The 25481-nt window shown below is 67.3% G+C and carries 26 protein-coding genes; 12 read left to right on the forward strand and 14 right to left on the reverse strand.

Annotation, left to right across the window (positions count from 1 at the left end):
- Positions 1-12: 12 nt before the first annotated feature.
- From H7V21_RS04610 to H7V21_RS04620, 3 genes are read left to right on the forward strand one after another with little or no spacing between them, the layout of a single operon-like run.
- The gene (locus H7V21_RS04610) at positions 13-567 is read left to right on the forward strand and encodes a cytochrome c oxidase subunit II (RefSeq protein WP_223177046.1); all 555 of its coding nucleotides are present in this window, start codon (positions 13-15) and stop codon (positions 565-567) included.
- Entirely contained in the window at positions 564-3044 is a 2481-nt protein-coding gene (gene ctaD, locus H7V21_RS04615; protein WP_188055696.1) for a cytochrome c oxidase subunit I, read from the forward strand. The genes H7V21_RS04610 and ctaD overlap by 4 nt, the downstream gene beginning before the upstream one ends.
- The gene (locus H7V21_RS04620; protein WP_188055699.1) at positions 3041-3352 is read left to right on the forward strand and encodes a hypothetical protein; all 312 of its coding nucleotides are present in this window, start codon (positions 3041-3043) and stop codon (positions 3350-3352) included. Before ctaD ends, H7V21_RS04620 begins: the two co-directional genes overlap by 4 nt.
- A 15-nt stretch (positions 3353-3367) precedes the next feature.
- On the opposite strand, the gene H7V21_RS04625 is transcribed toward H7V21_RS04620, so the two are convergent.
- The gene (locus tag H7V21_RS04625; protein ID WP_188055700.1) at positions 3368-4609 is read right to left on the reverse strand and encodes an Nramp family divalent metal transporter; all 1242 of its coding nucleotides are present in this window, start codon (positions 4607-4609) and stop codon (positions 3368-3370) included.
- Positions 4610-4756: 147 nt separating this feature from the next.
- Between H7V21_RS04625 and H7V21_RS04630 the strand changes: the two genes are divergently transcribed.
- Entirely contained in the window at positions 4757-5518 is a 762-nt protein-coding gene (locus H7V21_RS04630; RefSeq protein WP_188055701.1) for a GAF domain-containing protein, read from the forward strand.
- 83 nt (positions 5519-5601) lie between these two features.
- Here the strand turns inward: H7V21_RS04630 and H7V21_RS04635 are convergent, their stop codons facing one another.
- From H7V21_RS04635 to H7V21_RS04645, 3 genes are all read right to left on the reverse strand, one after another.
- Complete coding sequence (locus H7V21_RS04635; RefSeq protein ID WP_188055702.1) at positions 5602-6000, reverse strand: DUF2382 domain-containing protein; 399 nt, start codon at positions 5998-6000, stop codon at positions 5602-5604.
- 106 nt (positions 6001-6106) lie between these two features.
- Positions 6107-6793 (reverse strand): YsnF/AvaK domain-containing protein, encoded by a 687-nt coding sequence (locus tag H7V21_RS04640; RefSeq protein WP_188055703.1) that lies wholly within the window; start codon positions 6791-6793, stop codon positions 6107-6109.
- A 41-nt stretch (positions 6794-6834) separates the two neighbouring features.
- A complete protein-coding gene (locus H7V21_RS04645; protein WP_188055704.1) occupies positions 6835-7311 on the reverse strand; it encodes a hypothetical protein in 477 nt (158 codons plus the stop codon).
- A gap of 455 nt (positions 7312-7766) precedes the next feature.
- Between H7V21_RS04645 and H7V21_RS04650 the strand changes: the two genes are divergently transcribed.
- Positions 7767-8468 (forward strand): hypothetical protein, encoded by a 702-nt coding sequence (locus H7V21_RS04650; RefSeq protein ID WP_188055705.1) that lies wholly within the window; start codon positions 7767-7769, stop codon positions 8466-8468.
- A gap of 60 nt (positions 8469-8528) precedes the next feature.
- Here H7V21_RS04650 and gatB read toward each other — a convergent pair whose 3' ends face one another.
- Genes gatB through H7V21_RS04680 form a run of 6 tightly spaced genes read right to left on the reverse strand, consistent with a single transcriptional unit; the run spans position 8529 to position 14359 of the window.
- On the reverse strand, positions 8529-10037 hold the full coding sequence (gene gatB / locus H7V21_RS04655; RefSeq protein WP_188055706.1) for an Asp-tRNA(Asn)/Glu-tRNA(Gln) amidotransferase subunit GatB: 1509 nt from the start codon (positions 10035-10037) through the stop codon (positions 8529-8531).
- Positions 10030-10440, reverse strand: coding sequence for a type II toxin-antitoxin system VapC family toxin (locus tag H7V21_RS04660; protein WP_188055707.1), 411 nt, complete (start codon positions 10438-10440; stop codon positions 10030-10032). Before H7V21_RS04660 ends, gatB begins: the two co-directional genes overlap by 8 nt.
- The gene (locus H7V21_RS04665; protein WP_188055708.1) at positions 10437-10724 is read right to left on the reverse strand and encodes an AbrB/MazE/SpoVT family DNA-binding domain-containing protein; all 288 of its coding nucleotides are present in this window, start codon (positions 10722-10724) and stop codon (positions 10437-10439) included. Before H7V21_RS04665 ends, H7V21_RS04660 begins: the two co-directional genes overlap by 4 nt.
- A 33-nt stretch (positions 10725-10757) precedes the next feature.
- Positions 10758-12242, reverse strand: a complete 1485-nt coding sequence (gatA, locus tag H7V21_RS04670) for an Asp-tRNA(Asn)/Glu-tRNA(Gln) amidotransferase subunit GatA (protein ID WP_188055709.1) — start codon at positions 12240-12242, stop codon at positions 10758-10760.
- Positions 12239-12526, reverse strand: a complete 288-nt coding sequence (gene gatC / locus H7V21_RS04675; protein WP_188055710.1) for an Asp-tRNA(Asn)/Glu-tRNA(Gln) amidotransferase subunit GatC — start codon at positions 12524-12526, stop codon at positions 12239-12241. The genes gatA and gatC overlap by 4 nt, the downstream gene beginning before the upstream one ends.
- A gap of 39 nt (positions 12527-12565) precedes the next feature.
- The gene (locus tag H7V21_RS04680; protein WP_188055711.1) at positions 12566-14359 is read right to left on the reverse strand and encodes a DUF4153 domain-containing protein; all 1794 of its coding nucleotides are present in this window, start codon (positions 14357-14359) and stop codon (positions 12566-12568) included.
- Between the two features lie 141 nt (positions 14360-14500).
- Here H7V21_RS04680 and H7V21_RS04685 point away from each other — a divergent pair, with 141 nt between their 5' ends.
- The 6 genes from H7V21_RS04685 to H7V21_RS04710 all read left to right on the forward strand — a co-directional run bounded on the left by H7V21_RS04685 (position 14501) and on the right by H7V21_RS04710 (position 20744).
- Positions 14501-15607, forward strand: coding sequence for a DUF3089 domain-containing protein (locus H7V21_RS04685; protein ID WP_188055712.1), 1107 nt, complete (start codon positions 14501-14503; stop codon positions 15605-15607).
- Between the two features lie 18 nt (positions 15608-15625).
- Positions 15626-16099: a Holliday junction resolvase RuvX gene (gene ruvX / locus H7V21_RS04690; RefSeq protein WP_188055713.1), complete on the forward strand. Its 474-nt coding sequence runs from the start codon at positions 15626-15628 to the stop codon at positions 16097-16099.
- A gap of 142 nt (positions 16100-16241) precedes the next feature.
- Positions 16242-17207 (forward strand): hypothetical protein, encoded by a 966-nt coding sequence (locus H7V21_RS04695; protein WP_188055714.1) that lies wholly within the window; start codon positions 16242-16244, stop codon positions 17205-17207.
- A 50-nt stretch (positions 17208-17257) separates the two neighbouring features.
- The gene (locus H7V21_RS04700) at positions 17258-18499 is read left to right on the forward strand and encodes an MFS transporter (RefSeq protein ID WP_188055715.1); all 1242 of its coding nucleotides are present in this window, start codon (positions 17258-17260) and stop codon (positions 18497-18499) included.
- A gap of 44 nt (positions 18500-18543) precedes the next feature.
- The gene (locus H7V21_RS04705) at positions 18544-19533 is read left to right on the forward strand and encodes an aspartate carbamoyltransferase catalytic subunit (protein ID WP_188055716.1); all 990 of its coding nucleotides are present in this window, start codon (positions 18544-18546) and stop codon (positions 19531-19533) included.
- Entirely contained in the window at positions 19530-20744 is a 1215-nt protein-coding gene (locus tag H7V21_RS04710; protein ID WP_188055717.1) for a dihydroorotase, read from the forward strand. The genes H7V21_RS04705 and H7V21_RS04710 overlap by 4 nt, the downstream gene beginning before the upstream one ends.
- A 19-nt stretch (positions 20745-20763) precedes the next feature.
- Here the strand turns inward: H7V21_RS04710 and H7V21_RS04715 are convergent, their stop codons facing one another.
- From H7V21_RS04715 to H7V21_RS04725, 3 genes are read right to left on the reverse strand one after another with little or no spacing between them, the layout of a single operon-like run.
- Positions 20764-22113, reverse strand: a complete 1350-nt coding sequence (locus tag H7V21_RS04715) for a tetratricopeptide repeat protein (RefSeq protein WP_188055718.1) — start codon at positions 22111-22113, stop codon at positions 20764-20766.
- A gap of 14 nt (positions 22114-22127) precedes the next feature.
- Complete coding sequence (locus H7V21_RS04720; RefSeq protein ID WP_188055719.1) at positions 22128-22643, reverse strand: hypothetical protein; 516 nt, start codon at positions 22641-22643, stop codon at positions 22128-22130.
- A gap of 11 nt (positions 22644-22654) precedes the next feature.
- Positions 22655-23368, reverse strand: coding sequence for a ParA family protein (locus H7V21_RS04725; RefSeq protein ID WP_188056360.1), 714 nt, complete (start codon positions 23366-23368; stop codon positions 22655-22657).
- Between the two features lie 171 nt (positions 23369-23539).
- Here H7V21_RS04725 and H7V21_RS04730 point away from each other — a divergent pair, with 171 nt between their 5' ends.
- Positions 23540-24544 carry an SPOR domain-containing protein gene (locus H7V21_RS04730; RefSeq protein ID WP_188055720.1) on the forward strand — a complete coding sequence of 335 codons (1005 nt, stop codon included), beginning with the start codon at positions 23540-23542 and terminating at the stop codon, positions 24542-24544.
- 18 nt (positions 24545-24562) lie between these two features.
- Here H7V21_RS04730 and serB read toward each other — a convergent pair whose 3' ends face one another.
- Positions 24563-25441 (reverse strand): phosphoserine phosphatase SerB, encoded by an 879-nt coding sequence (gene serB, locus H7V21_RS04735; protein ID WP_188055721.1) that lies wholly within the window; start codon positions 25439-25441, stop codon positions 24563-24565.
- Positions 25442-25481 lie beyond the last annotated feature (40 nt).

Consider the following 25481-nt stretch of genomic DNA (forward strand, 5'->3'; position numbering starts at 1 on the left):
ATCTGGTGGGTCATGCTGGCCGGCGCAGCCGCCATCTTCGGACTGGTGATGGTGCTGCTCGCGCTCGCCTTCAGGCGCCGGCAGCGGCGGCCGGTTTCGCCGCGCCTGTGGATCGTCGGGGGTGGCCTCGTCTTCTCGTCGGCGATTCTTGCGGCGCTGCTGTTCTACGGCCTCGTCGCGGGCGAGCGGCTGCTGCCGCGCGACGACCCCCGGCTCGTGCGGGTCGAAGCGGAGAGCAGCCGCTGGCGCTGGACCTTCCGACACGAGACCGAAGCAAGCGCGCCGATCGAGATGCAGGACGTTCTGCACATTCCCGCGGGGCGGCCCGTGGACGTGGTGCTCACCACGCGCGACGTTATCCATGCTTTCTGGGTGCCGCGGCTGGCGGGAAAGATGGACGCGATCCCGGGGCATCGCAACGTGCTGCGCATCGAAGCCGACGAACCCGGCGTCTATCCCGGCGTGTGCGCCGAATATTGCGGCATCGGACACGCCCGCCACAATTTCCGCGTGATCGCGCATGATGCCGAAGGATGGGCACGGTTCCAGGCGGGAGGCGGCGCATGAAGGCGCTGCGGCTGCATCGCGCGTTCGAGGAGATCTGGAGCACGCCGCGCGGCTGGCGCGGCTCGCTCTCCACCGTCAACCACAGCACGCTCGGCATCCGCCTGATGCTGACGGCTTTCGCCTTCTTCCTGATCGGCGGCGTGCTGGCGATGCTGATCCGCGCGCAGCTCGCCACGCCCGGAAGCGCGTTCGTCGGTCCCGAAGTCTACAACCAGCTGTTCACGATGCACGGCAGCATCATGATGTTCCTGTTCGCGATCCCGATGTTCGAGGGGTTTGCGATCTATATGCTGCCCAAGCTGCTCGGCACGCGCGACTTCGCCTTTCCGCGCCTCACCGCCTATGGCTGGTGGTGCTATCTGTTCGGCGGATCGCTGCTGCTCCTGTCGATGCTGCTCGGGGTGGCGCCCGACGCGGGCTGGTTCCTGTACACGCCGCTCTCGTCCAAGCCCTGGTCGCCCGGCATCAATTCCGATTTCTGGCTGCTCGGCATCACCTTCGTCGAAATTTCGGCGATCGTGACCGCGATCGACATCGTCGTGACGATCCTGAAGCTGCGCGCGCCGGGCATGTCGCTCGACAAGATGCCGCTGTTCGCCTGGTACATGCTGGTGACGGCGATGATGATGCTGATCGGCTTTCCGCCGCTGATCCTGGGATCGGTGCTGCTGGAGCTCGAGCGCGCGTTCGGCTGGCCGTTCTTCGACGCCGGTCGCGGCGGGGATTCGCTGCTGTGGCAGCACCTGTTCTGGCTGTTCGGCCATCCCGAGGTCTATATCATCTTCCTGCCCGCAGCCGGCGTCGTCTCGACCATCCTGCCGGTGATGGCGCGCACGAAGATCCTCGGCTATGGCTGGATCGTCGCGGCGGTGATCGCGCTCGGCTTCCTCAGCTTCGGGCTGTGGGTCCACCACATGTTCACGGTGGGCATCCCGCACATGGCGCTCGCCTTCTTCTCGGCGGCCTCGACACTGGTGGCGATCCCGACGGGGGTCCAGATCTTCGCCTGGCTCGGCACGCTCTGGGCCGGACGGCCGCAGATGCGGATGCCGATGCTGTATCTGATCGGCTTCTTCGTTGTCTTCGTGATGGGCGGGCTGACCGGCGTCATGGTCGCGGTCGTGCCCTTCGACTGGCAGGCGCACGACAGCGCCTTCGTGACCGCGCACCTCCACTATGTCCTCGTCGGCGGCTTCGTCTTTCCGATGCTGGCGGCGGCCTATTACTGGCTCGCGCATTTCACCGGGAGGCAGCGGCAATATCGGCTGGGCGTCACGGCCTTCTGGCTGATCTTCGTCGGGTTCAATCTCACTTTCTTCCTGATGCACATCGTCGGGCTGCTCGGGCAGGCACGCCGCATCGAGACCTACCCGGCCGACATCGGCTGGACCGGCTACAACTTCCTGTCCTCGGTCGGTAGCTTCGTACTGGCGTTCGGAATCGCGCTGTTCGTGATCGATTTGTCGCTGCAGTTCTTCCACGCTCCGCGCACCCGCCGGAATCCGTGGAACGCCGGCACGCTCGAATGGGCGATGCTGCTCCCGCCGCCCAGCTACAACATCGCCAGCATTCCCCGGGTCGACGACCGCGACCCGCTCGAGGGCCGCCCGGACCTCGCAGTCGAGCTCGCGCGCGGGGACGGCTATCTCGGCGAACCGCGCAACGGCTGGCGTGAGACGATGGCCGTGGAGACCGCGAGCGGCCGGATCGACCATGTCGTCGTGCTGCCGGGCAACACGCTGCTTCCGATCGTCACCGCCGCCGTCACCGGGGCCTTTTTCGTCGCGATGCTGCTCAAGCTCTACTGGCTCGCGCCGCTGCCGCTGGCCGCGCTGGGGGTGCTCGGCTGGCGCTGGGCGTGGGTGCTGGGGCGCAAACAGGATTTCGGGCGCCTGCCGATCGGCAAGGGCGAAACCGCGCCGCTCCATAGCGAGGCGCAGGATCCGCCGGGATGGTGGGGCAGCGTGTTCCTGCTGGCGGCCGACGCCACCTTCTTCGGATCGCTGCTGTTCGGCTATGCCTATCTCTGGACGGTAGCGCCCGACTGGCCGCCGCCGCGGCTGATCGACGGTACCTGGATCGACCCGGCGCTCGGGATCCTCGGTGCGGCGCTCGCCGGCTGGGGGGCGCGCTCGGCATATGTGCGGCTCCGCCGCGATAGAGCCGCAGCTTCGCCATTGCCGATCGCGGGGCTTTCGCTCGTGCTGCTGGCGCTGCTGACGACGCTCTTGTTCCGCGCACTGCCGCCGACCGAACACGCCTATAACGCCGTGGTGGCGGTGCTGCTCGGCTATGCCCTTTTCCACGTCGCGCTCGCGCTGCTCGGCGAGAGCTTCGCACTGCTGCGCGCCCGCGCGGGCTATCATTCGCAGCGCCGCAGCGCCGAGCGCCGGATCGCCGGGCTATGGACCGGCTATGGCGCCGGCACGGGCATGGTGCTGCTGCTGACCATACACATTCCGGGGTTGCTGGCATGATCGCGCTGCTCCGCGCCGTTTCCGGCCTGATCGTCTGGGCTGTCGCCTTTTCGGCGCTCTACGGCCTTCAGGGCCTCGTCTGCGCAGCGGGCTGGCAGGCGACCGGGCTCGGCCCGCTCAGCCTCGGGCGCGCGATGCTGGTCCTGCTGTGGCTCGGCTTTCTGGCGCTGCTCGCCTGGATGAGCTGGCGCTTCGCACACGGCAGGCGGGACTTTCTGGGGCTGCTGGCAATCGGGCTCGCGCTGGTCGGACTTGTAGCGACTGCCTACACCGGTGCGCCTGTGCTCGCCGGTTCGATCTGCCTCTGATGCCAGCACGCGCCGTCAGCCGCGTACCAGCTCCCACAGCTGCTGGCCGCACAGCGCGACGAACAGCAAGGCGGCGATGGCCAGCACACCGTTGCTCAGCCAGCCGCTGCGCCCCTCGACCGGCATGTCGCGCCGGTTGAGCAGCAACAGCAGCGTCACCGCCAGGAATGGCATGAAGAAGGCGCCGAACGCACCATAGAGGATGACGAGGAAGAAGGGCCGGTCGAGGAACAACAGCGCCATCGGCGGGAAGGTGAGCCAGAGCAGATAGGCACGGAACGGCAGGCTGCCCTCGCCTTCGGCGGACGATGCCGTGCCGCGTGAGTGGGCGACGAAATCGGCGAACATCAGGCTCACCCCGTGCCACACGCCCAGCAGCGAGGAAAAGGCGCTGGCGGCGAAGCCCAGCAGAAAGACTATGGCGATCGGGCGCCCGAACCGCTCGGCGAGGATATCGCCCAGATCAAGCAGCCCGCGATCTCCCGAGGAAAGCGCGACCTGCGCCCCGTACAGCAGCTCGGCACCGACGATCAGCATCGCGATCACGAACAGGCCGGTGACGATATAGGCGACGTGATTGTCGAGCCGCATCACGCCCATCCACGCGGGGCCGCGCCAGCCCTTGGCATCGACCCAATAGCCATAGGCGGCGGTGGTGATCGTGCCGCCGACGCCGCCGATCAGCGCCAGCGTGTAGAAAAGCGATCCCTGCGGCACGCGGGGCGCGAGGCCGGCGATCACTTCTGGCAAGCGCGGCGCGACCAGGATGGCGAGCCCGATCATCACGACGAACATCACCGCGACGAGCAGCTTCATCGCGGCTTCGAACACCAGATAGCGGTTGAACCAGACGAACAGAAAGCCGGTGAGCCCGGCGACAACCGCCCAGCCCCAGAGCGGCAGCACCGGGAACAGCGCGGCGAGCGGCAGCGCCGTCGCACTCATCGCCGTGGCGCCGTAGATGAATCCCCAGACGAGGACATAGGCGCCGAAATACCAGCCGGTCCATCGCCCCAGCGACCGCCAGCCCTGAAACAACGTGCTGCCGGTGGCGAGATGATAGCGCGCCGCCCCTTCCGCCAGCGCGATCTTGACCACGCACCCGATCACCGCCGCCCACAGCAGCGCGTAGCCGAAGCGCGAGCCCGCGATCAGCGTGGCGACGAGATCGCCCGCACCCACTCCGGTGGCAGCGGCGACGATACCGGGGCCGATGTAGCGCCAGCGGGCGGCGGTAGGCGTGTTGGGATCGCGCATGCGATCCGGGTAGCCGAAACCACGCCGCGCGTCGCGGCCTAGCTATGCGGGCGGCTGGAGGCGCGGCGCGGCCGGGCAGCACGGCCGCGCCGATCCTTTCAGCAGATGCCGCGACGCCGGCTTGCGCCCGTCGCGCCGGGGCTGCGCATGGCCGTTGTGATTCCAGAAGGTTATGGTAATATTTCAATAACTTCCCACACTGCATTCTGTCGCAGCGCCAGTCTCCATCTCCGTCGTCGAGGCCATATGGACGTGAACCAGAATGACAGCGCACACGCGAGACTCGCCGAGGCTCGTCGGCAGGTACGCGTGCTGACGAGCGGCGTGTTCGGCATGCAGGGCGATCCCGAACTCTCCCAGATCGTCGAACAGGCCGCGAAGACGACCGACTTTCCATTCGCCGCGGTGTCCATCGTGGATCGGTCGCGGCTGTGGCTCGCGGTCGCCTATGGCTTCGACCCGCGAGAATTTCCTCGGCCGAACAGCTTCTGCGACGCGGCGATCCAGGTTCCGGGCTTTGCCCCGCTGTGCGTCTCCGACGCGTGGTGCGAGCCACGCTTCAAATTCGCTCCCGCGGTGATCGAAATGAACGTGCGCGCCTATTATGCGGTGCCGCTGGTCACCAGCGACGGTTTCGCCCTCGGCACGCTCTGCCTGTTGGACCAGAAGCCGCGGACGGTGGACGCGACGGCGCTGGGGCTGATGACGGCACTTGCAAGCAGCGCCACCGCAGCGATCGATCGCGAACGCAATGCCGTGGCGCACGCCCGATACGCGATCAATGAGCTTTCCACGCGCATCCGCTTCGCCGTTGCCGACGAAGACGATGCGATGGTGGAACTGCTCGACGAGGAGCTTCGCAAGATGGAAGCGAAGCTGCAACCGAGCTGGCAGGCGCAGGCCAGGTAGGCAGTCGATCGGTCGGGGCGGGAGAGCAGCGGCGAAGGCGACGCGCCGGAAGAGCCCCGATCTGGGGGATGACGTGCGGCCGCCTATTCCTCGTCGATCTCGACGATAGTCCGACGCTGTTCGACTTCGGCCTCGAACTTCTCGGACGAGCGCTCCCGCTTGAGATGTACCTCCTCGACCAGCACCAGTTCGCGCACGACCCTGATCCGCTCCTCTACCACGGGCAGCACGGTGGTTCCGCCTTCTTCCCGGATGTCGGGAATCTCGGTGACCACCCTGCCCACCTTGTGCCGCTCGACCGACACAGTCTCACGGCTCAGGGATTCACTCAGCTTCACGGTTTCGGATACGGGCCGCGTGCGCACGGTAACTGTGCTTCCGGCGATCACGCGCTTTTCGATCCGCGCGCGCTCCTCGACGACCGGGATGATCTCTTCCTCGACCACGGCGCCTTCGCCCGTGCTCGTCTGCTTGTCCTTCATGGCGAACCAGATCCTTCCTTTGCAGCCGCGCCCGGTGCTCCGGACACAAGAACGGGGCCGTCCGCGCAGTGCGACCGGCCCCGCCATCAGGTCGTCAGACCCACACTCAGGTCCGGTCGTCGTGCCGGCGGGTACTCTTCTCCACGTCGACATCGGTCTTGCGCACCGTCTCGGTGACACGGTCGACCTTATCCTCGGCAGTCTTGCGAACGACGACCTCGTCGGTGACGACCGCATCCTTCGCGACGACGGCCTCCTCGTCGCGTTCGGTCATCGAGACGGTTCGATCACCCTCGTTCAGCAGAGCCTCGGCCCGTTCGGAACTGACCCGCTCGTTCACCGGGCGCTTCTCGACGCTCACGCTCTCGTCGCGCAGGTGGACATCTTCGCTCACCGTCTCGGCATGAACGCCTTTGTGTACGGTGATGACGTCGCCGCCGCTGGCCACACGCTTGCCGATCGCGACACGCTCTTCGACGACCGGAATGCGCTCTTCCTCGACGACCGCGGCCGAACCATATTGATTGTCCCGAGCGGCGAAGGCGCGCGCCGCTTCGCCATAAACCACGACATTGTCATGAATTTCGAGCGGCTCGACGGCGCAGCAGCGCCCGTCTTCAAGGCGCACCGCCACCACGCGATCATGGTCTGGGCCGACCAGCAGATCGTCGATCACACCAAACTTGCGACCTTCAGGACTGACCAAGGGGTAGCCGCGAATATCCTGCGACTTGTGTTCGAGCTTGTAGTTGGAAAGACTGTCAAGCTTTTCGTAGCGGCGATCATGTCTCATGTTTAGTTCCTCAATTCATTTTGGGGCTGGGCAGGCTATTCTCAGTTGCGCTCCACGATCTCCAGCGAGTCCGCAAAGATGTAGCTGGACATGCCCGAGGGGACGGTTGCATCGACACCGTCCGGCAGCGGCTGGCTCGCAGCCATCACGCGGCCTTGCAGCGCAATCGTCTGGCCCGGATTGATGTCGTACTCGCCTTCGGTCGCGTCGCCCGGCGTGGGTTCCTGATTGAATACGACAAAGGCCTGACGCCCCTGCGATTCACCCATGAACGACATGTCGCCGGTCAGCTCGGTCACGCGGAAATCGTTCAGGTCGACTTGCTGCCCGACGACGAAGGGCTGAACGGCGGCAGTCGTATTGACCTGCTCGACCGCTACGTCTTCGGCGACATAGGGAGTGGCCTCTTCGTCACTGCCGAGCAGCCACCACAGCAGCAATCCGATCAGCAACACAGCCAGCAGGATCCACACCCAACCGGGGATTCCTGATTTCTTCTCAACGGGGATCTCAGCCATCGACTTTCGCTCCTTTGGAATTTTCCGTGGGATAAAAGTCGAAAGGATAGCGACGGCTTTGGTTCCGGAGTTCACGCAAACTAAAATGCGCGATCTAAGTAGTTGCCCTCCAGCGATCTACTTGAAAGCAGTGGTTCCGTTATGGGAACGCACGGATTTGACAGCCGCAACGCCCGCAGATCAACATCCCATTACTCGTTCCGCAGGTGAAACGGGCAAGCAACAACCGCAAATCAGTTGTTCGGGTGCATGCGACGCTTATGCCACGCCGGGATCAATGCGCTTTCCATGCGCGCCGACCATCGAAAGCATAGTATTCCGTCGCCAGCGGATTCGATCCTGACTCCCGGAGGCGACTCGCCATTGTTTCAGTATTTGCCATAGTTGCGCCGGTCGCATCTGATTCGCATACCGGCAAAATAGTGCCGCCGGATGCGATTGGTCACGGAAACGCGATGGGAGGCACCATGAAGAATCTGATACCGCTTTGCTCGGCCCTAGCATTGGCCGGCTGCGCTACGGTTGCACCGCTGCCGCCGGCTGCAATTGGATTTGAAGGCAACTATGTTTCGGTCCGCGACTATCTTCTCCGCAGCGAACCATTGCAGTTCGATCGTACACAGGCCTTCGTCATCCTGGACGATGACGACCGCGGCCGGAACATGAAGATCTGCCGCGCCTTCGAACGCCTGGTGAGCGCCGAGGATGCCGCCCAGATCATGCCCGAGCATGTTCCGGTCGAGACTCACTGGATGCTGAACGCGACACAGGTGCCGTCCGGCGACCTCGACGCGAAATGCGGGGCGATGATCGACCAGTTCGATCGCACACGGGCGAACGCTCTGCTCACCAAATACGGTCTCGAACGCAGTACTGCCTATCTGCTCGCGCTCGACGGGCAGGACCGGGCATTCTACCTCGATATCGACAGCGGTAGTCAGGCGCAGCTCGATGCGGCGATGGCAGAGTGGTTCAGCGCCGCCGCAAAGTCCCCGGATTCCGAGGGAGAGAAGTTGCAGGACATCGCCACCCAGATTGCATCACGCCTCTGCGCCACCAGCGTGCTGAACTGGCTGCCGAACTGGGCGGGTCAGGTCATTGGCCTGATCTGGCGTGACGGCGAGTGCCAGGCGCCGGCAACCGCCCGCCAGACCTGATGCAAACCATCCTGTCGGAGGCGGGCGCAACGTGCAGTCCGCCTCCGGCAAATGCTCTGCCTACCCCAGCGCCTTCTTCAGCAGCTCGTTGACGACCGCCGGGTTCGCCTTGCCGCCCATCGCCTTCATCGTCTGGCCGACGAAGAAGCCGAACAACTTGTCCTTGCCGCCGCGATAGTCGGCGACCTTGTCCGGGTTGGCGTCGAGCACCTTGGCGATCTCGGCCTCGATCGCGCCGGTGTCGCTGGTCTGCTTCATCCCGCGATCTTCGACGATCTTGGCCGGGGCGTCGCCGGTTTCGAGCATGATCTCGAACACCTGCTTGCCCAGCGTGTTCGAAATCGTGCCGTCGGCGATCAGGCCGAGCAGCTCAGCACCCTGTTCGGGGCTGACGGGGCTTTCGTCGATGCTCTTGCCGAGGCGGTTGAGCGCGCCGAACAGGTCGGAGATCAACCAGTTGGAGGCCGCGCGCGCGACTTCGGGCTCGCCCTTCTTCTGGATGCGCGCGCTTTCGGCGAGCAGCGCCTCGAACCAGCGCGCGGTGTCCGCATCCGCCGTCAGCACCGCGGCGTTGTAGGCGCTCAGCCCCATCTCGCTCTCGTAGCGGCGGCGCTTGGCGTCGGGCAGCTCGGGCAGGCTCGCGCGGCATTCCTCAAGGAACGCGTCGTCCAGCTCGAGCGGCAGCAGGTCGGGATCGGGGAAGTAGCGATAGTCGTGCGCATCTTCCTTCGAGCGCATCGACCGCGTCTCGCCCTTGTCGGGATCGAACAGGCGCGTTTCCTGAACGATCTTGCCGCCGCTTTCGAGCACTTCGACCTGGCGGCGCGCTTCGCTTTCGATCGCCTGCATGACGAAGCGGACCGAGTTGACGTTCTTCGTCTCGGTGCGCGTGCCGAATTCGGCGCCGGGCTTGCGCACGCTGACGTTGACGTCGGCACGCATCGATCCCTGGTCCATATTGCCATCGCAGCTGCCGACATAGCGCAGGATCGAGCGCAGCTTGGACAGATACGCCCCCGCCTCGACCGGCGAGCGCATGTCGGGACGGCTGACGATCTCCATCAGCGCGACGCCCGAGCGGTTGAGATCGACATAGGAGCGCGTGGGATGCTGATCGTGCATCAGCTTGCCCGCGTCCTGCTCGACATGGATGCGCTCGATCCCGATCGTCTTGGTGGGCGATTCCGGGTCCTTCTCGTCGAGCTGCACGTCGATCGCGCCTTCGCCGACGATCGGGTGATAGAGCTGGCTGATCTGATAGCCCTGCGGCAGATCGGCGTAGAAGTAGTTCTTGCGGTCGAACCGACTGTATTTGTTGATCGCCGCGCCCAGCGCCATGCCGGTGCGCACCGCCTGGCGGATGCACTCGCGGTTGGGCACGGGCAGCATTCCCGGCATCGCGGCGTCGACCAGCGACACCTGCGTGTTCGGCTCTGCGCCGAATGCGGTCGAGGCGCCCGAGAAGAGCTTGGCGTGCGAGGTGACCTGGGCATGGACCTCGAGGCCGATCACGACCTCCCATTCGCCGGTGTCGCCATGGATGCGGTAGGGTGCGGTTACGTCAGCCATTGTCGGTCTCGGGTGTGATGAGCGTGAGGTCGGGAAAGTAGGTTGCAAAACGCGCTCTGTCGCGGGTGAGCAACGTGGCGGTCAGCGCCGTTGCATGGCCCCCGATCAGAAAATCCGCAAGCATCGCCGTTCGGGCCCCTCCCGCGCGGCGATATTCCAGATGCGCGCGACCGGCGTGGAACGCCGAATCGCCGTCGATCTCCAGCGTCTCGACGCCCAGGCTGGCAAAGAACGAATCCTGCATCTCGCGCGATTCGAACTGGCGCGCGGTTTCGGCGCGAACGATGCAGTTCACCACCAGTCGCGCACCGACGGCATCGACGATCCGGTCCTCTGCCCAGCGGCGCCACCGGCCCTCAGGTTCGACCAGATCGATGACGATATTGCTGTCGAGAAAGATCATCGCTTGCGTATAATCGGCACCGGCTCGCGGACCGCAGCCATATAGTCGTCGCTGGTCATGTCGATGAGCGGCAACGCGAATTTGCGCGCCTCCGCCAGCCGGGCACGCATCGCACTGCGCCTTGCCTCGGTATCGCGCTCGTCGCTCTCGCCCTTGCGCAGATAGACGCGTGCGCCGTCACGCTCGAACGCCACGGCATCCCCGGGCTTTAGGCCCAGCGCATCGCGCACGTCCTTGGGGATGGTCACCTGACCCTTGACGGTGAGGTTACGCTGTTCGGTCATCGCCCGGTATTACCATCCAGCGGTAATACCTGTCTACCACCAAGCCTCCGGCCGCGCGGTGAACCCCGCACGCTGCTCGATTGCGAGGCCCGCATTCAGCACGCCCTGCTCGTCCAGAGGCTTGCCGATGATCTGGAGGCCGAGCGGCAGCCCCTGCTTGTCGAGCCCGCCCGGCACGCTCATCGCGGGCAGCCCGGCGAGGCTGCTCGGCACGGTGAACACGTCGTTCAAGTACATCGCCAGCGGATCGGCCGATTTCTCGCCCAGCGCGAAGGCGGCGCTCGGCGCGGTCGGCGTCAGCAGATAGTCGCACTGCATCCAGCCATTCTCGAAATCGCGCGCGATCAGCGTACGCACCTTCTGCGCCTGGGTGTAATAGGCGTCGTAGAAGCCCGCAGAGAGGACATAGGTGCCGATGAGGATGCGGCGCTTCACTTCGTCGCCGAAGCCGGCGGCGCGCGTGACGGCGTACATTTCCTGCAGGTTCGCGCCCTCGGGCAGCTCGCGCAGCCCGTAGCGCACGCCATCGTAGCGCGCGAGGTTCGACGAGGCCTCGGCCGGGGCGATGATGTAATAGGCCGGCAGCGCGTATTTGGTGTGCGGCAGGCTGACCTCGACGATCTCGGCCCCCGCGTCCTTCATCCAGTCGATACCCTGCTGCCACAGCGCATCGATCTCGGACGGCATGTTCTCGACGCGATATTCCTTCGGAATGCCGATGCGCTTGCCCTTGAGGTCGGCGTTCAGCCCGGCTTCCCACTGCGGCACCGGCAGGTCGAGCGAAGTCGCGTCCTTGGGGTCGAACCCGGACATCGCCTCGAGCAGGATCGCGCAGTCGCGCACGTCGCGTGCCATCGGCCCCGCCTGATCCAGCGACGAGGCGAAGGCCACCACGCCCCAGCGCGAGCAGCGGCCATAGGTGGGCTTGATCCCCGCGATGCCGACGAATGCCGCCGGCTGGCGGATCGAGCCGCCGGTGTCGGTGCCGGTCGCCCCCGGGCAGAGCCGCGCCGCGATCGCCGCCGCGCTGCCGCCCGAGGAACCGCCGGGGGCGAGCGGCGCATTGTCGCCGCCGCCGCGCCGCCAGGGCGAAATGACGTTGCCGAAATAGCTCGTCTCGTTCGACGATCCCATCGCGAACTGATCGAGGTTGAGCTTGCCCAGCATCCCCGCGCCGGCATCCCACAGATGCTGGCTGACGGTGGATTCATAAGGCGGCACGAAGCCCTCGAGAATGTGGCTTGCCGCCGTGGTCTGCACCCCCTTGGTGCAGAACAGGTCCTTCATCCCGATCGGCACGCCGGCAAGCGGCTTGAGCGTCTCGCCCGCGGCGCGCGCGGCGTCGGCGGCCCTGGCGGCGTCGAGCGCATGCTCGGGCGTTTCGACGATGAAGGCGTTGAGCGATTTCGCCTCGGCGACCGCAGCGGTGAACGCCTCCGCGATTTCGACCGCGGAGAAGCTGCCGTCGCGCACCCCGTCGCGGATCGCGGCGATACCCAGATCGGTAAGCTCGGTCATTCGACCACCTTCGGCACGGTGAAGAAGCCATGCTCGCCCTGCGGCGCGTTCGCGAGCACCGCGTCGCGGCGATCACCGTCGGTCACCACGTCGGCGCGCAGGCGCAGCGTGTTGGCAATGACGGCGGTCGTCGGCTCGACGGCGGAGGTATCCACCTCGCCCAGCTGCTCGACCCAGCCGAGGATGTTGTTCAGCTCCGGAGTCAGCCGCTCGGCCTCCTCGTCGGTGATGGCGATGCGCGCGAGGCTGGCCACCTTGCGCACGGTGTTCTGATCGACGGACATGCCCGCGCGGCTAGCACCCCGCGCGCGCCCCGCGCAATTCTATTCGAACGCCTTGCCCACCGGCTGGCCGCCGACGAAAAGCTGGCGGCGTGTCACGGTGCGCACCTCGATGTCACCGCGCGCATAGCCCTGCGCACGTGCCGCCTGGGCCGCGGGGCTCGCGTCCGTCGCATCGGCGGGGTTCGTCACCTGCCAGTTCCCCTCGCGCAAGGCGAAGTGGCGCGGTGCCGCGCAATCCGCAAGCGGCGCTATGCTGTGGAGGCGGGACTTCACCGGGCTCGCCTCAGCGCGTTCCGGTTCGGGACGCGCGTAGCAGGACTCGAGCAGGACCATCGCACGTTCGGCTCCCGCCTCGTACAGCAGCGTGCAGCGTTGCTCCGTGTTCCGTCCACAGGCATCCCAGCCGGCAAGTGCCTCCGCCAATCCCTCCGGCAGCGGCACTTCGCGCGGCAGGATCCGGATTCGCGATTCGATCGATTGCGCCGCCAGCTCGGCTGCCTGATCCTCGGCGAAAAGCCAGCGATTGTCCGATTCCAGCGCCGCCTGCGCCCGCTCGCGGGCCTCAGCGGGACCCTGGGCAGCGATCCGCTCCAGCGCGGCACGTCCCGGCCGGCCGAAATCATAGGCGAGCGCCGCCCAGTCGAACTTCTCCGGCGGAATCGCTCCCGCTTCGAGCCGCGCAATCTGGTCGCGCGTGGCGAGCAGGTTGAAGCTCACGAGCGGAGTCGCGAGCAGCAGCGCAAGCGCGCATACGCCGAGTGCCAGCCGGAGATTCGCCGGGCGCAGATGGCCCGCCCAGCCTCCGCGCCCGCGCACCAGCGCCGACAGATAGGCGAGGCCATAGGCGGTCGCGATCGCCACGAACGTGACTGCCCACAGCCGCTCGGGCGTGAGGCCATATTGGCCGATGCGCAGCCCGGTCGCGATCGCGGCGAGCACCGCCAGCGGCAGCATCGCCACTCCCAGTGCCATCGCGCCCCAGCGCAACGGTCGCGCACGCGACTCTTCCTCGGGCGCGTTGCCGATCACGGCATTCACCAGCACCAGCGCGCCGATCACGCAGGTGAGCAGGATCGCCGTCGGCACCCGCGTCGCGTCCCACAGCGCGCCCAGGCCAGTGAACGGCAGCGCGGCGAGAAACAGGAGCAGGCCGATCCCAAGGACCGGCGCGAGCACCGCCAGCACCGTCGCGACCACGCGCTGGAGGAGATGCACCGTCCGGTCGCTCTCGCGCAGGACGCCGAGTGCGGTTCCGAACGCCAGCCCGACCAGCGCGCGCCAGACGATCGCCTCGCCGGTCAGGTCGCCGATCCATTCGATGCCGATCAGCCGGAAGAGCTGATCGAGGAGGAGCAGGAGCAGGAAGACGACGCCGACGAAAGCCCAGGCGGCGCACCACAGCACTACATTGGTCCAGGCGTGATCGTGCACCGACGCATAGGGAAAGCGCCAGCCGCCCGAGTCGCGTGCCGCCTGAAACAGCGGCGCCGCGATCGCGACTGCAAGCGCCAGGCTGATCATCCGCCACGCCTCACCCGCTTCCCAGCCGGTCGGCGCGCCGTTCCACCACGTCACCAGCGCCGCGACCACCGCCGTCGCGAATGCGAACAGCAGCGCGGCGATCCAGGACCGCCGCTCCAGCGTGAATCCGATCAGCCCGGCGAAACCGACGATGAAGACCGTGGCGGCAGCTTCGATCCGGCCAATGCCCGGCTCCGGTGCATCGCCGAGCACGAGATGGCACAGAATTCCAGCGACCAGTCCGATCGCCGCCAGGATCAGCGGCCGGGCGGGCCAATCGCGTTCATCCCGTATCGGAGTCGAATCGTCCATGTTCGCGCGTCCTCCCCAATCGTGGCATCGGGCCGGAGCGTGTCTCGGTCAATCATGGTTGCGCTGCCAGCAATCGGCGGGCACGGGAACGAAGTTGCACCCGCATCGGTTTTTGTTGCATTGCACAATGGAGAGTGCCGGTTGGCCCGGAAGTTCCTCTACGGGATAGCGATCCTGATCATGCTCGCACTCGCCGCCGCCTTCACCTACCGCTATTGGGGCATGCAGATCATGCGCCAGGCAATGGTGCCGAGCGCCGAATTCACGCCGCTGCCGGAGGCGCCGCCCAGCGCCTATGCGCGCGCCGAGATGTGGATCGCGCGGCCCGACAAGCCGGGCAATCCCGCGCTCTGGACCCCCGAGGGCTTCCAGCCCGCCGGCGATCCGGCGGCAGCCGTGTTCTTCCTGCATCCGACGTCGTTCCTCGACCGCAGCCGCTGGAATGCGCCGCTCGACGATGCCCGGGCCAACAATTATGCCGAGATCTTCCTGCGCGGACAGGCAAGCGCCTTCAACGAAGTGGGCGCGATCTGGGCTCCGCGCTATCGCCAGGCGACCTTCGGCGCGTTCCTGACGAGCAAGCAGCAGGCGCAGCAGGCGCTCGACTTCGCCTATCGCGACGTGCTCGCCGCCTTCGAGCAGTTCCTCGACGAGGCGGGCGAACGGCCGATCGTCCTCGCCGGGCACAGCCAGGGCGCGCTGCACCTCTCCCGGCTGCTGGCGGAGCGAATCGCGGGCACGCCGCTCGCCGACCGCATCGTCGCGGCCTATGTCGTCGGCTGGCCGGTTTCGGCCACTGCCGATCTTCCGGCGATGGGGCTTCCGGCCTGCGAAGGGCCGGACCAGGCAGGGTGCATCCTTTCGTGGCAGAGCTTTTCGGAGCCGGCGGACCCCTCGCTGATCTTCGACACCTTCGACGCGACGACCGGTTTCACCGGCGCCTCGCGGGCGGGCACGCCGCTGGTGTGCACCAATCCCGTCACCGGGCGCGCCGGCGACAGCGCGCCCGCGCAAGCCAATCTGGGCACGTTGATCCCCGATTCGCGGCTCGCCAACGCGACCATGGTTCCCGGGCGGATTCCCGCGCGCTGCGACGGGCGCGGCATCCTGTTGATCGGCAGCGACGTGCCGGAAATGGGCCCCTATGTGCTCCAGCCGGGCAACAATTATCACGTCTATGACTATAGCCTCTTCTGGGCGAACATCCGCGCGGATGCGGCGCGGCGGCTGGCCGCGTTCGGCGCCTAGCCGCGATCCAGCGCGATCATGGCCGCCTTTGCCCCCACCACGCATGCTTCGGCCTTTCGCGCCGCGCTTCCCGGCGGGGGGCGGCTGCTGGGGCTGGACCTCGGCACCAAGACGATCGGCACCGCCCTGTGCGACGCGGGGTGGAGCTTCGCCAGCCCGGCCCCGCTCATCCGCCGGGCGAAGTTCAGCAAGGACAAGGCGGCGCTTGGCGAACTGATCGGCAAGCAGGCGGTGCAAGGCATCGTCCTGGGCCTGCCGCTCAATCTCGACGGAAGCGAGAGCCCGCGCTCGCAATCGACTCGTGCCTTTGCGCGAAACCTCGCCGAGCTCGAATTGCCGATCCTGTTGTGGGACGAGCGCTGGTCCACCGTCGCCGCCGAGCGCACGCTGATCGAACAGGACGCCAGCCGCGCCAGACGCGCCGAACGGATCGACTCGGTCGCTGCGGCGATCATCCTGCAAGCGGCGATCGATGCACTTGTGCAGTTATGAAGAAATGAGGCTTCCGCTCGATCGAACAGCCTGAAAGACTATTGCCGATCGCATCCTTGTACAAGCTTGTCTTTGCGCGCCCTAACGGGGAAAGATTCGACGACTGCCATCGGTGGTCACCGAGGCGCAAGGGGGGAAGCACATGCGGATCAGGGGAATTCTCGTCGCGGTGGCGGGCATTGCGCTCGTCGCGGCCGGACAGGCTCAGGCACAGCGCTATCGCTGGCATCACGCGGGCAACAACGCCGTAGGCTATGGCGTGCCCCGTACCGACGATCGCGCGCTGCTCGTCTCGTGCGACGAGATGGGCAAGGTATCGATCGTCGGCCCGTGGGAAACGCGCATGTCGCGCCCGATGAGCCGAGTGACGGTGTGGACCGACATCGGCGGGCGGCGCAGCAGCTATTTCGGCGATAGCATGGAGGGCGGCAACGGCTGGCAGTTTCACATCACGCCGCGCCATAACGACAAGCTGTTGCAAGCGCTGGTAAACGGCGAACGCATCAAGATCGGCGAAATGTTCAACATGACCCATGTGGACGCGCGCGGCGGCGAGCGGATGCTGGCGGACGTGATCGCACGCTGCTCGCCCGGGGGTCGCCTTGCCTGGACACCCACTGCGGGGCCCGCGCCGATGCCCGAGCCCAAGCGCGGCTATCCGCGCCGCCCGGGCCGCCCCCGCTGGGCGCAGAACGAACCGCAGCGGCCCGAGCCGACGCAGGGCGGCGTCGACTATGTCTGGTACCAGGAACCGGGCACGAACAATGTGAGCTACGGCTTTCCCCAAACCGACGACCGACTGATGCGCGCCCAATGCGTTGCGCCCGGCACGGTGCAGTTCACCATGCCCGCGCTCGGCGATGCACGCCCCGGCGACCGCTTCACCATCCTGATGGGAATGGAGGGTTTGGAGGAATATCCGGCGCGCGTCGTCGAGACCGGCAACGGGTTCGAGATGGCGGTGCGGCTGGATTGGGAAGACGTATTCTTCTCCCGACTCGGGCCGCAGGACGTCATCACCATCCGCCGCGGCGAGGACGTGATGGAAGTGCCGGTGGGCCGCGCGCACCAGATGCTTCCCGGGCTGGCATACGACTGCCGCCGCTGAACACGAATACCGGGCTTGGAACGGCGGCGGCGACCAGCCATTGAGGCTGCATGATCGCCGCCGTCCTTCCCGTTCGCGCCTTGCTCGTCGCGATCCTGATGCTGATGGCCGGCGGCGGCTTTCTGGCGACCGAGCTGAGCATCCGGCTGGAAACGGGCGGCAGCCGCGCACTGATGATCGGCGCGGTCGGCATGTCCTATTTCGCCGGACTGACGACCGGATCGCTGCTGATCGCGCGGCTGATCGAGCGGGTGGGACATATCCGGACCTTCGCGGCGGTCGCGTCGCTGTTCGCGGCGACGACGCTCGCCTTCGCGCTGTTGCCGGGCGGCCTCGCGTGGATGCCGCTGCGCTTCGTCAACGGATTCTGCGCGGCAGGCGTGTTCATCTGCCTCGAGAGCTGGCTGAACGAGCGGGCCGAGCCATCGAGCCGCGGATCGATGCTCGCCGGCTATATGATCGCACTCTATTCGGGCCAGGCGATCGGACAGATGCTGCTGACGCTGGACCTGGGCGCGGAGTCGCCGGCCCTCCCCTTCGTGCTGGCGGCGATGCTCATCACCCTCGCCGCGGTCCCGGTGGCGCTGACCCGCATGCCCGCGCCGACGCTCACAAAGGCACGGCCGCTGCCGATTTCGGCGCTGTACGCGGTGTCCCCGCTGGGCGTGGTGGGAACGGTCGCGACGGGCCTGATGTTCGGATCCTTCTATGCATTGGGCGCGGTCTATGTGCTGCGCCAGGGAGCCGATATCGCCCAGGCCGCCTGGTTCATGACCGCAGTGATCCTGGGCGGAGTCGCGCTGCAATGGCCGCTCGGCAAGCTGTCGGACCGGTTCGACCGGCGCAAAGTGATCGTCGCGCTCTATGGCAGCACGGTCCTGACGAGCCTCGCGCTCGGCTTCGGCGGCGGGATCGAGGGGCTGCTGCTGCCGCTCGGCGCCGCATTCGGCGGGCTGGGCTTCGCGCTGTATCCGATGTGCGTCGCGCATACGAACGACCATCTCCAGCCCGAGCAACGGGTGAGCGCCAGCGGCGGGCTGGTGCTCCTCTATTCGATGGGGGCCGCAGTCGGGCCCTTCGCGGCGGGCGGCGCGATGCAGCTTCTGGGCCCCGAGGGGCTGTTCGGCTTCATCGCGCTGTGCGCGGCCGGAACCTCCGGCTTCGGAGTCTGGCGCCAGTGGCATGCCGCTCCCGTTCCCGCCGAAGACCAGCAGCGGTTCCGGATGCTGCCGCGCACCACTCCGATGGTCGCGACGCTGGACCGGGCCGGCGACGAGGAGCGCGCGGCCTGACCATGCTTGCCATGACACCGGGGCACGGCTAGGCGGCAGCTTTAATGCAAGCTTCGGATCATCGCCCCGGCGCCGTGCTTTCCGGCAGCGACGCCTTTCCGCACCGTCATCTGACGGGAATCGCGGGACTTCAGCCGCACGAGATCATGTTCCTGCTCGACGAGGCGGAACAATGGGTGGAGGCGAACCGCACTCGGGCGAAGAGCGACCACCGCCTCGACGGTCTCACCCAGATCAATGCCTTTTTCGAGAATTCGACTCGTACGCTGCTGAGCTTCGAGATCGCGGGCAAGCGGCTTGGCGCCGATGTCGTCAACATGCACGCCGCGCAATCGAGCGTGAAGAAGGGCGAGACGCTGATCGACACGGCTGTCACGCTGAACGCGATGCGCGCCGACGTGATCGTCATCCGCCACGGCAGCTCGGGCGCGGTTCAGCTCATCTCTTCGAAGGTCGACTGCCCGGTGCTGAACGCCGGTGACGGCTGGCACGAGCACCCTACCCAGGCGCTGCTCGACGCACTCACGATCCGCCGGCGGCGCGGGAGCATCGCGGGACAGCGCGTAGTGATCTGTGGCGACCTGCTCCACAGCCGGGTCGCGCGGTCGAACATTCTGGCGCTGACCGCGCTGGCCGCCGAGGTCCGGGTGGTCGCACCCTCGACGCTGATGCCTCCCGCGATCGAGAAGATGGGCGTCACGCCCTTCATCGATTTCGATGCGGCTCTGGAGGGCGCCGATGTCGTCATGATGCTGCGTGTCCAGAACGAGCGCATGTCGGGTGGCTTCATCCCCTCCACTCGGGAGTATCACATGCGCTACGGCCTCACTCCGGAGCGGCTTGAACGCGCGCGTCCCGATGCGCTGGTGATGCACCCGGGGCCGATGAACCGGGGAGTCGAGATCGATTCGAGCGTTGCCGACGATCCCACGCGCTCGGCGATCACCGAGCAGGTGTCGATGGGCGTGGCGGTGCGCATGGCCTGCCTCGACGTGCTGACGCGGCGCGCACGCGGCATCGAGGGCTGGGCATGATCCGCGCCTTCACGAACGGGCGGCTGATCTGTCCGCGAGACGGCGTCCGAACCGGCACGCTGATCGTCGACGGCGACACCATCTCGGCAGCGCAGGAGATCCCCGAGGGCGCCGAGGTGATCGACCTCAAGGGCAAGCTGCTCGCGCCGGCGATCGTCGATCTCGGCGCCTTCGCGATGGACAAGGCGGCGTGCCGAGCGGGGGGGATCGTGCGGCTGGCGCTGATGCCCGATCAATCGCCGGTGCTCGACGCCCCCGGAATCGTCCAGCGGGCCAGCGCGATGGGCAAGCCCGAGTTGTGGGTCCATCCGATCGCGGCGGCGACTCGCGGGTTGGAAGGCACGGATCTGGCCGAAATGGCGATCACCGCCGAAGCCGGCGCGCGGGCGGTCGCGACCGGCCGCAGCTGGATCGCCGACAGCCGGCTGATGCGCAAAATACTGGGCTATGCGCGCGGGTGTGGCCTTACCGTGATCGCCCATGCCGAGGATGGCGGGCTGACGCGGGGCGCCGTCGCCACCGAGGGAGAGACCGCGACTCGGCTCGGGCTTCCCGCGGCGCCGGCGATGGCCGAGGCGCTGGCGATCACGCGCGACCTGATGCTGGCCGAGGAAACCGGCGCGCGCATCCACTTCCGTCAGGTCACCACCGCCGCCGGCTTTGACCTGGTTCGCGCGGCAAAGGCGCGGGGCGTCCGCGTGACGTGCGGCATCACGCCGGCGCATCTGCTGCTGTCAGACATTGCAATGACCGACTTCCGCACCTTCGCGCATCTTTCGCCGCCGCTGCGCGACGAGCAGGACCGACGCGCGGCGCTGGACGCCGTCGTGGACGGAACGATCGATGTGCTATGTTCGGGGCATGACCCGCGCGGGCCGGAGGAAAAGCGCCTGCCCTTCGCCGATTCGGCGCCGGGCATGGCAGGCGCGGAAACTTTGCTCGCGCTGTCGCTTCAGCTGGTGCGCGACGCTATCGTCCCGTTCGAACGCCTGTTCGCGATGCTCGCAGCCAATCCGGCCGAGGTGCTGGGGCTGGAAACCGGACTGCTGGAGCCGGGAATGCCGGCCGATCTGATCGTGATCGACCCGGACTCGCCGTGGCGGATCAGTGCCGAGTCGCTGGTTGCCAAGGCGGGCAACACGCCGTTCGACGGCCTGCCGGTGCAGGGCCAGGTACTGCGCGTATTCAAGGGCGGCGCGGAAATCCTCTGAACGCCGCCCTGCGCTTTACTCAGCGCGAAGCGACCTGCGTATCGCTGCGCACCCAGCTCGCCACCTGGTCACCGGCATGGGCGCGAACGAAGCACGCGCCGCCCGACGACTTGATCTGGCGGCACATCGCCTCGGCTTCGGCGCGCGCGAAGCCGCCGACCGACAGCCGATAGAAGCTGCCGCGGCGATTCGAAACCTGCATTCCCGAAGGCTCCGCCCCGCCGAGCACCGAGTAGCGGCCGGAAGCCTGCCGCCAGGCAGTGCGCGCGGCGCCGGCGTTTCGGAACGCGCCAAGCTGGACGTAGTAATTGCCGCTCGCCCGCGCGGACACCGCTGCGGCAGAGGTCTGCCGAGCGGGAGCGGGAGCCGAAGCCGGCTGCTGTGTGGCCGCGAGCGCGACATCGCGGCGCGGTGAGGAAGGAAGCGCCTGCACGATCTCTTCGCGCGGGCCGAACACCACGCGCTGGCCGCCGCTGCTTGGATGCGACGCCAGCACCTGCTCGTCGCGGCCAAGAATCTCCGGCGATACGCCGAGATCCTGGGCGATCTCGACCGCCTGCTCGGGAACCCGCGGCATATAGGCATCGATCGGATCGACCGTCTGCGACACCGCCGCCACTTGAGTCATGCTCTGCGCAAGCGCAAGCTGCTGCGGCTGACCGGCATCCTCGATGGCGCGGACGCCGAGCAGCGTCGCGACCTGATCATAGGCGTTGGTCGGGCGCGCGAAGCTGGCCCAGTCCATGATTCGCTGGTCGAGCTGGTCGGGCGGCACATCCACCGCCGCGATTGCCTTTGCTTCCTGCCAGCGGCCGGCGAGCGCCAGGCTGAGTGCGAGATTCTGGCGCGTCTTGGCATCGGCCTCCGGGCCGCGGGCGGCAGGAGTGAGGATCTCGACCGCAGTGACCGGATCTCCGGCAAGCGCGAAGGCAAGCCCGCGATCGCCGTCGGGGATCGTCGCCGAATGCGCCTCGAGCGTCGTCCGCGCCTCCGCCCACTGGCCCTGCGCGATCTCGGCGAGCGCGAGGTTCAGCGCGACGCGGCCGTTCGCCGGATCGAGCGAAAGCGCATCGGTGAGTGCCTGTCCGGCCGACACGAAGCGGCCGGCCATCAGATAGGACTGGCCGAGCAGCGCGCGATATTCGGGGTTGCGCGGATCATATTGAACCGCAGCCTCGGCGTGGCGGACCGCGCGATCGGCCTTGCCGTCGGCGAGGTCCTCGCGCGCCTCGCGCGCTTCGCCGGCGGCGCGGCGCGCGTCTGCGGTCTGCGAAGGCGTGGCGGCGGTGGCGAGCATGGCGCTGCCCGAAATCACTGCGCTTCCCAGTGCGAGGGCCGAAAGCCCGTACAGAATGCTGCGGCTTTTCATCATCGTTCCTTTCGTCAGCGGCCGTCGCTCGAGCCGAGCTGGCGGACCAGCTCCTCGACGCCGGGCTGCGTCTCGAGGAAGGCGTCGAGCGCCTCGGTAACCAGTTGCTGCGCCGAACGGTTGGAGACCGCCGATGCGAGGCGCAGTCGCAGGTGGCGGTCGGAATCGAGGCGCAAGGTGAAGGCGGTACGGCTCTTCTTGCGGCGCACCTCACGCTGGACGCGCGCGAGCGTGCCCGGTGTCAGCCGGGCCGAATCCGGTGCGGCCGTGGGTTCGGGTGCGGACGGAGAAATCGCCAGTTCGCGGTCGAGCGCCTCGCGCTGGCGCAGCACCGGCGGCTTCTGTGATGCCACAGGCTCCGGCGCAGGCTCCGGTACAGTATCCTCGCCCATGTCGTTCCAGCCGAGATCCTCGGCAGCGTTGGGGCCGAGCCCGACAAAGCCTTGCGGACGCATCGCCGGGCGCGCCTGTCCCTTCCGGGCAAGCAATCCCGACGAGAGCGACGCCGCCGACTTGGGAGTGCCGAACATCGCCACCGCCCTCAGCTCACCACACGGCGGCCAAAGCCGCCCGCAGGTCGGGCAGCCGCGAAACCAGGCGCCGCAGCCGGCGCATTGAAGACGGTGCGCCGGAAATTCTTCTCGAGCCGATCGGAGACATAGGTCCACAGCGCCTCGACCTCGCGCGACGACTTGCTGTTGGAATCGATCTCCATGACCGTGCGGCCGTCGATCATCGACGAAGCGAAATCGGTGCGATGATGGATCGTCACCGGCGCGACCGTGCCGTGCTGCGACAGCGCGACGGCCGCTTCCGACGTGATCCGCGCCTTGGGGGTGGCGGCGTTGACGACGAACACGAGCGGCTTGCCCGCGCGATCGCACAGATCGACGGTCGCGCCGACGGCACGCAGATCGTGCGGGCTGGGCCGGGTGGGGATCACGATCAGCTCGGCGACGGCGATCACGCTCTGGATCGCCATGGTGATGGCGGGCGGCGTATCGATCACCGCCAGCTTGAAGCCCTGCTGCCGCAACACTTCGAGGTCCGACGCAAGCCGTGCCACGGTCGTCTGGGCAAAGGCGGGAAACTCGGTTTCGCGCTCGTTCCACCAGTCGGAAAGCGAGCCCTGCGGATCGATGTCGATCAGCACCACCGGGCCGCACCCCGCCCGCTGCGCCTGCACCGCCAGGTGCCCGCTGAGCGTGGTCTTGCCGGACCCGCCCTTCTGCGATGCCATCGCCAGAACGCGCATGAACCCCTCGAAATCCCCGTAATCCAGCCTGCCGATTGCCACGGCGAGGGATAAGAACGGGTTAACAGGGCCGTGCCGGGACACTTCCGCGTCCAGCGACCATTAAGGAATTCTTTCACAAAGCCTGGTTAACTGCCATTATCCATAAGGCGCGAAGATACGGGAATGGGAATGAAGTCAGTCTGGATCGCCGCGGCTGCGAGCGCCGCTGCCCTGATCGCGCCTGCCGTCGCGCAGGTGGCCGAAGATCCCGTGCGCGAAGGCGTCGAAGCCTGGTCGCGCGGCGACTATTGGGCTGCGGTGGAAAAGTGGCGGGCCCCGGCGGTGGCCGGAAATCCCGATGCGCAGTTCAATCTGGGCCAAGCCTACAAGCTCGGCCGCGGCGTCGATGCCGATCTGGCCGCGGCGGAGGATTGGTATCGCCGGGCGGCGCTGCAGGGGCACCCGCAGGCGGAGGACAATTACGGCCTCGCTCTCTTCCAGAACGGCAAGCGCGGCGAGGCCGTGCAGTGGCTTCAGCGTTCGGCCAGCCGCGGCGAGCCACGCGCGCAGTTCGTGCTGGGCACCATGTATTTCAACGGCGACGAAGTCGAGCGCGACTGGGTGCGCGCCTATGCGCTGATCGTCCGCTCCTCGCAGGCGGGACTGCCGCAGGCGAACCAGGCACTGGCGCAGATGGACCGCTATATCTCGCTTCAGGAGCGGCAGGAGGGTCTCGCGCTTGCCCGCCGCTACGAGGAAGAGGCCGGGCGGCCTGAGTTCCCGACCGAATTTGCCGGACCCGTATCGCCTCCTGCGCGCGGATCGGTGCAGCCGGTGCAGGTGCCGCCCTCGTCGGCTGCGAACCGCCCCTCCTCGCCCGCTCCGGATCAGCTCGCCCAGCGGCCGGAGCCGGTGCCGATTCAGGCGCCGCCCCCGCCCGCCCCGCCGCAACCGGCGATCCGCGACGGCGGCTGGCGCATCCAGCTCGGCGCGTTCAGCCAGCCGGGGAATGCCCGCGCGATGTGGAGCAATGTCTCCGGCCTCTCGGCGCTTTCCGGCCGTCAGCCCTATTATGTCCGCTCGGGCAGGCTGACGAAGCTGCTCATCGGACCCTATGCCAGCCGCGCCGATGCGAACCGCGGCTGCGCGGCGATGCGCAGCGCCGGCCGCGACTGTCTGGTGGTGGCGCCCTGACGGCGGCCGAGGTCTGAGTCAGTCGACCCAATCGGCGCGCGCAATTCCCTGCGCATAGAGGAGCGCCGTCAGATCGGCGTGGTCGATCCGCGCACCCGCCGCCGCCGCGACGACCGGCTTCGCCCGATAGGCGACGCCCAGCCCCGCCTCACGGATCATCGACAGGTCGTTGGCGCCGTCGCCGACCGCCAGCGTCGCCTCGACGGGCAACGCGCATTCGGCGCGTGCCTCCAGCAGGGTGCGCTGCTTGGTGCCGCTGTCGACGATCGGCTTGGCCACGGTGCCTGTCAGCCGCGCCTCGGCAATCTCCAGACGATTGGCAATGACTCGCTCGAAGCCCAGCGCCGCGCCGACCGGTTCGGCAAAGCGCGTGAAGCCGCCCGAAACGAGAATGGTCAGCGCGCCGCGCGCGCGCATCGTCTTCACCAGCGTCTCGGCGCCAGGCGAGTGCTTCACCCGCTCGGCGAGGCAGCGGTCGATCGCCGATTCCTCGAGATTCTCGAGCAGTGCCACGCGCGCATCGAGCGCTTCGGCGAAGTCGAGCTCGCCGCGCATCGCGCGCTCGGTGACTTCGGCGATCTGCGGCTTGATGCCGGCATAATCCGCCAGCTCGTCGATGCACTCGACCGTGATCATCGTCGAATCCATGTCGGCGACCAGCAGCTTCTTCTCGCGGTGCGCGGCCGGCTGGACGACCGCGTCGGTGCCTGCGATCACGCCTTCGAGCGCAGCCCGCGCCGCCGCGGGGTCCGCGGCGAACGCCAGGTCAGCCGCCTTCTCCGCCTCCAGCCAGACCGTCTCGCGGGGGTCGCAGCCCGCGACCGCCAGACGGTCAGACGCTGCGGAAATGTCGCCTGCGTTCAGGCGATCGGCTGCTATCAGCGTGGCGATGTACACTGTCGTTCGATCTCCGCTCGTGTCGCTCCGCCGCGCTCGC

The sequence above is a fragment of the Sphingosinithalassobacter sp. CS137 genome (assembly GCF_014334115.1).
Taxonomy (GTDB): domain Bacteria; phylum Pseudomonadota; class Alphaproteobacteria; order Sphingomonadales; family Sphingomonadaceae; genus Sphingomonas.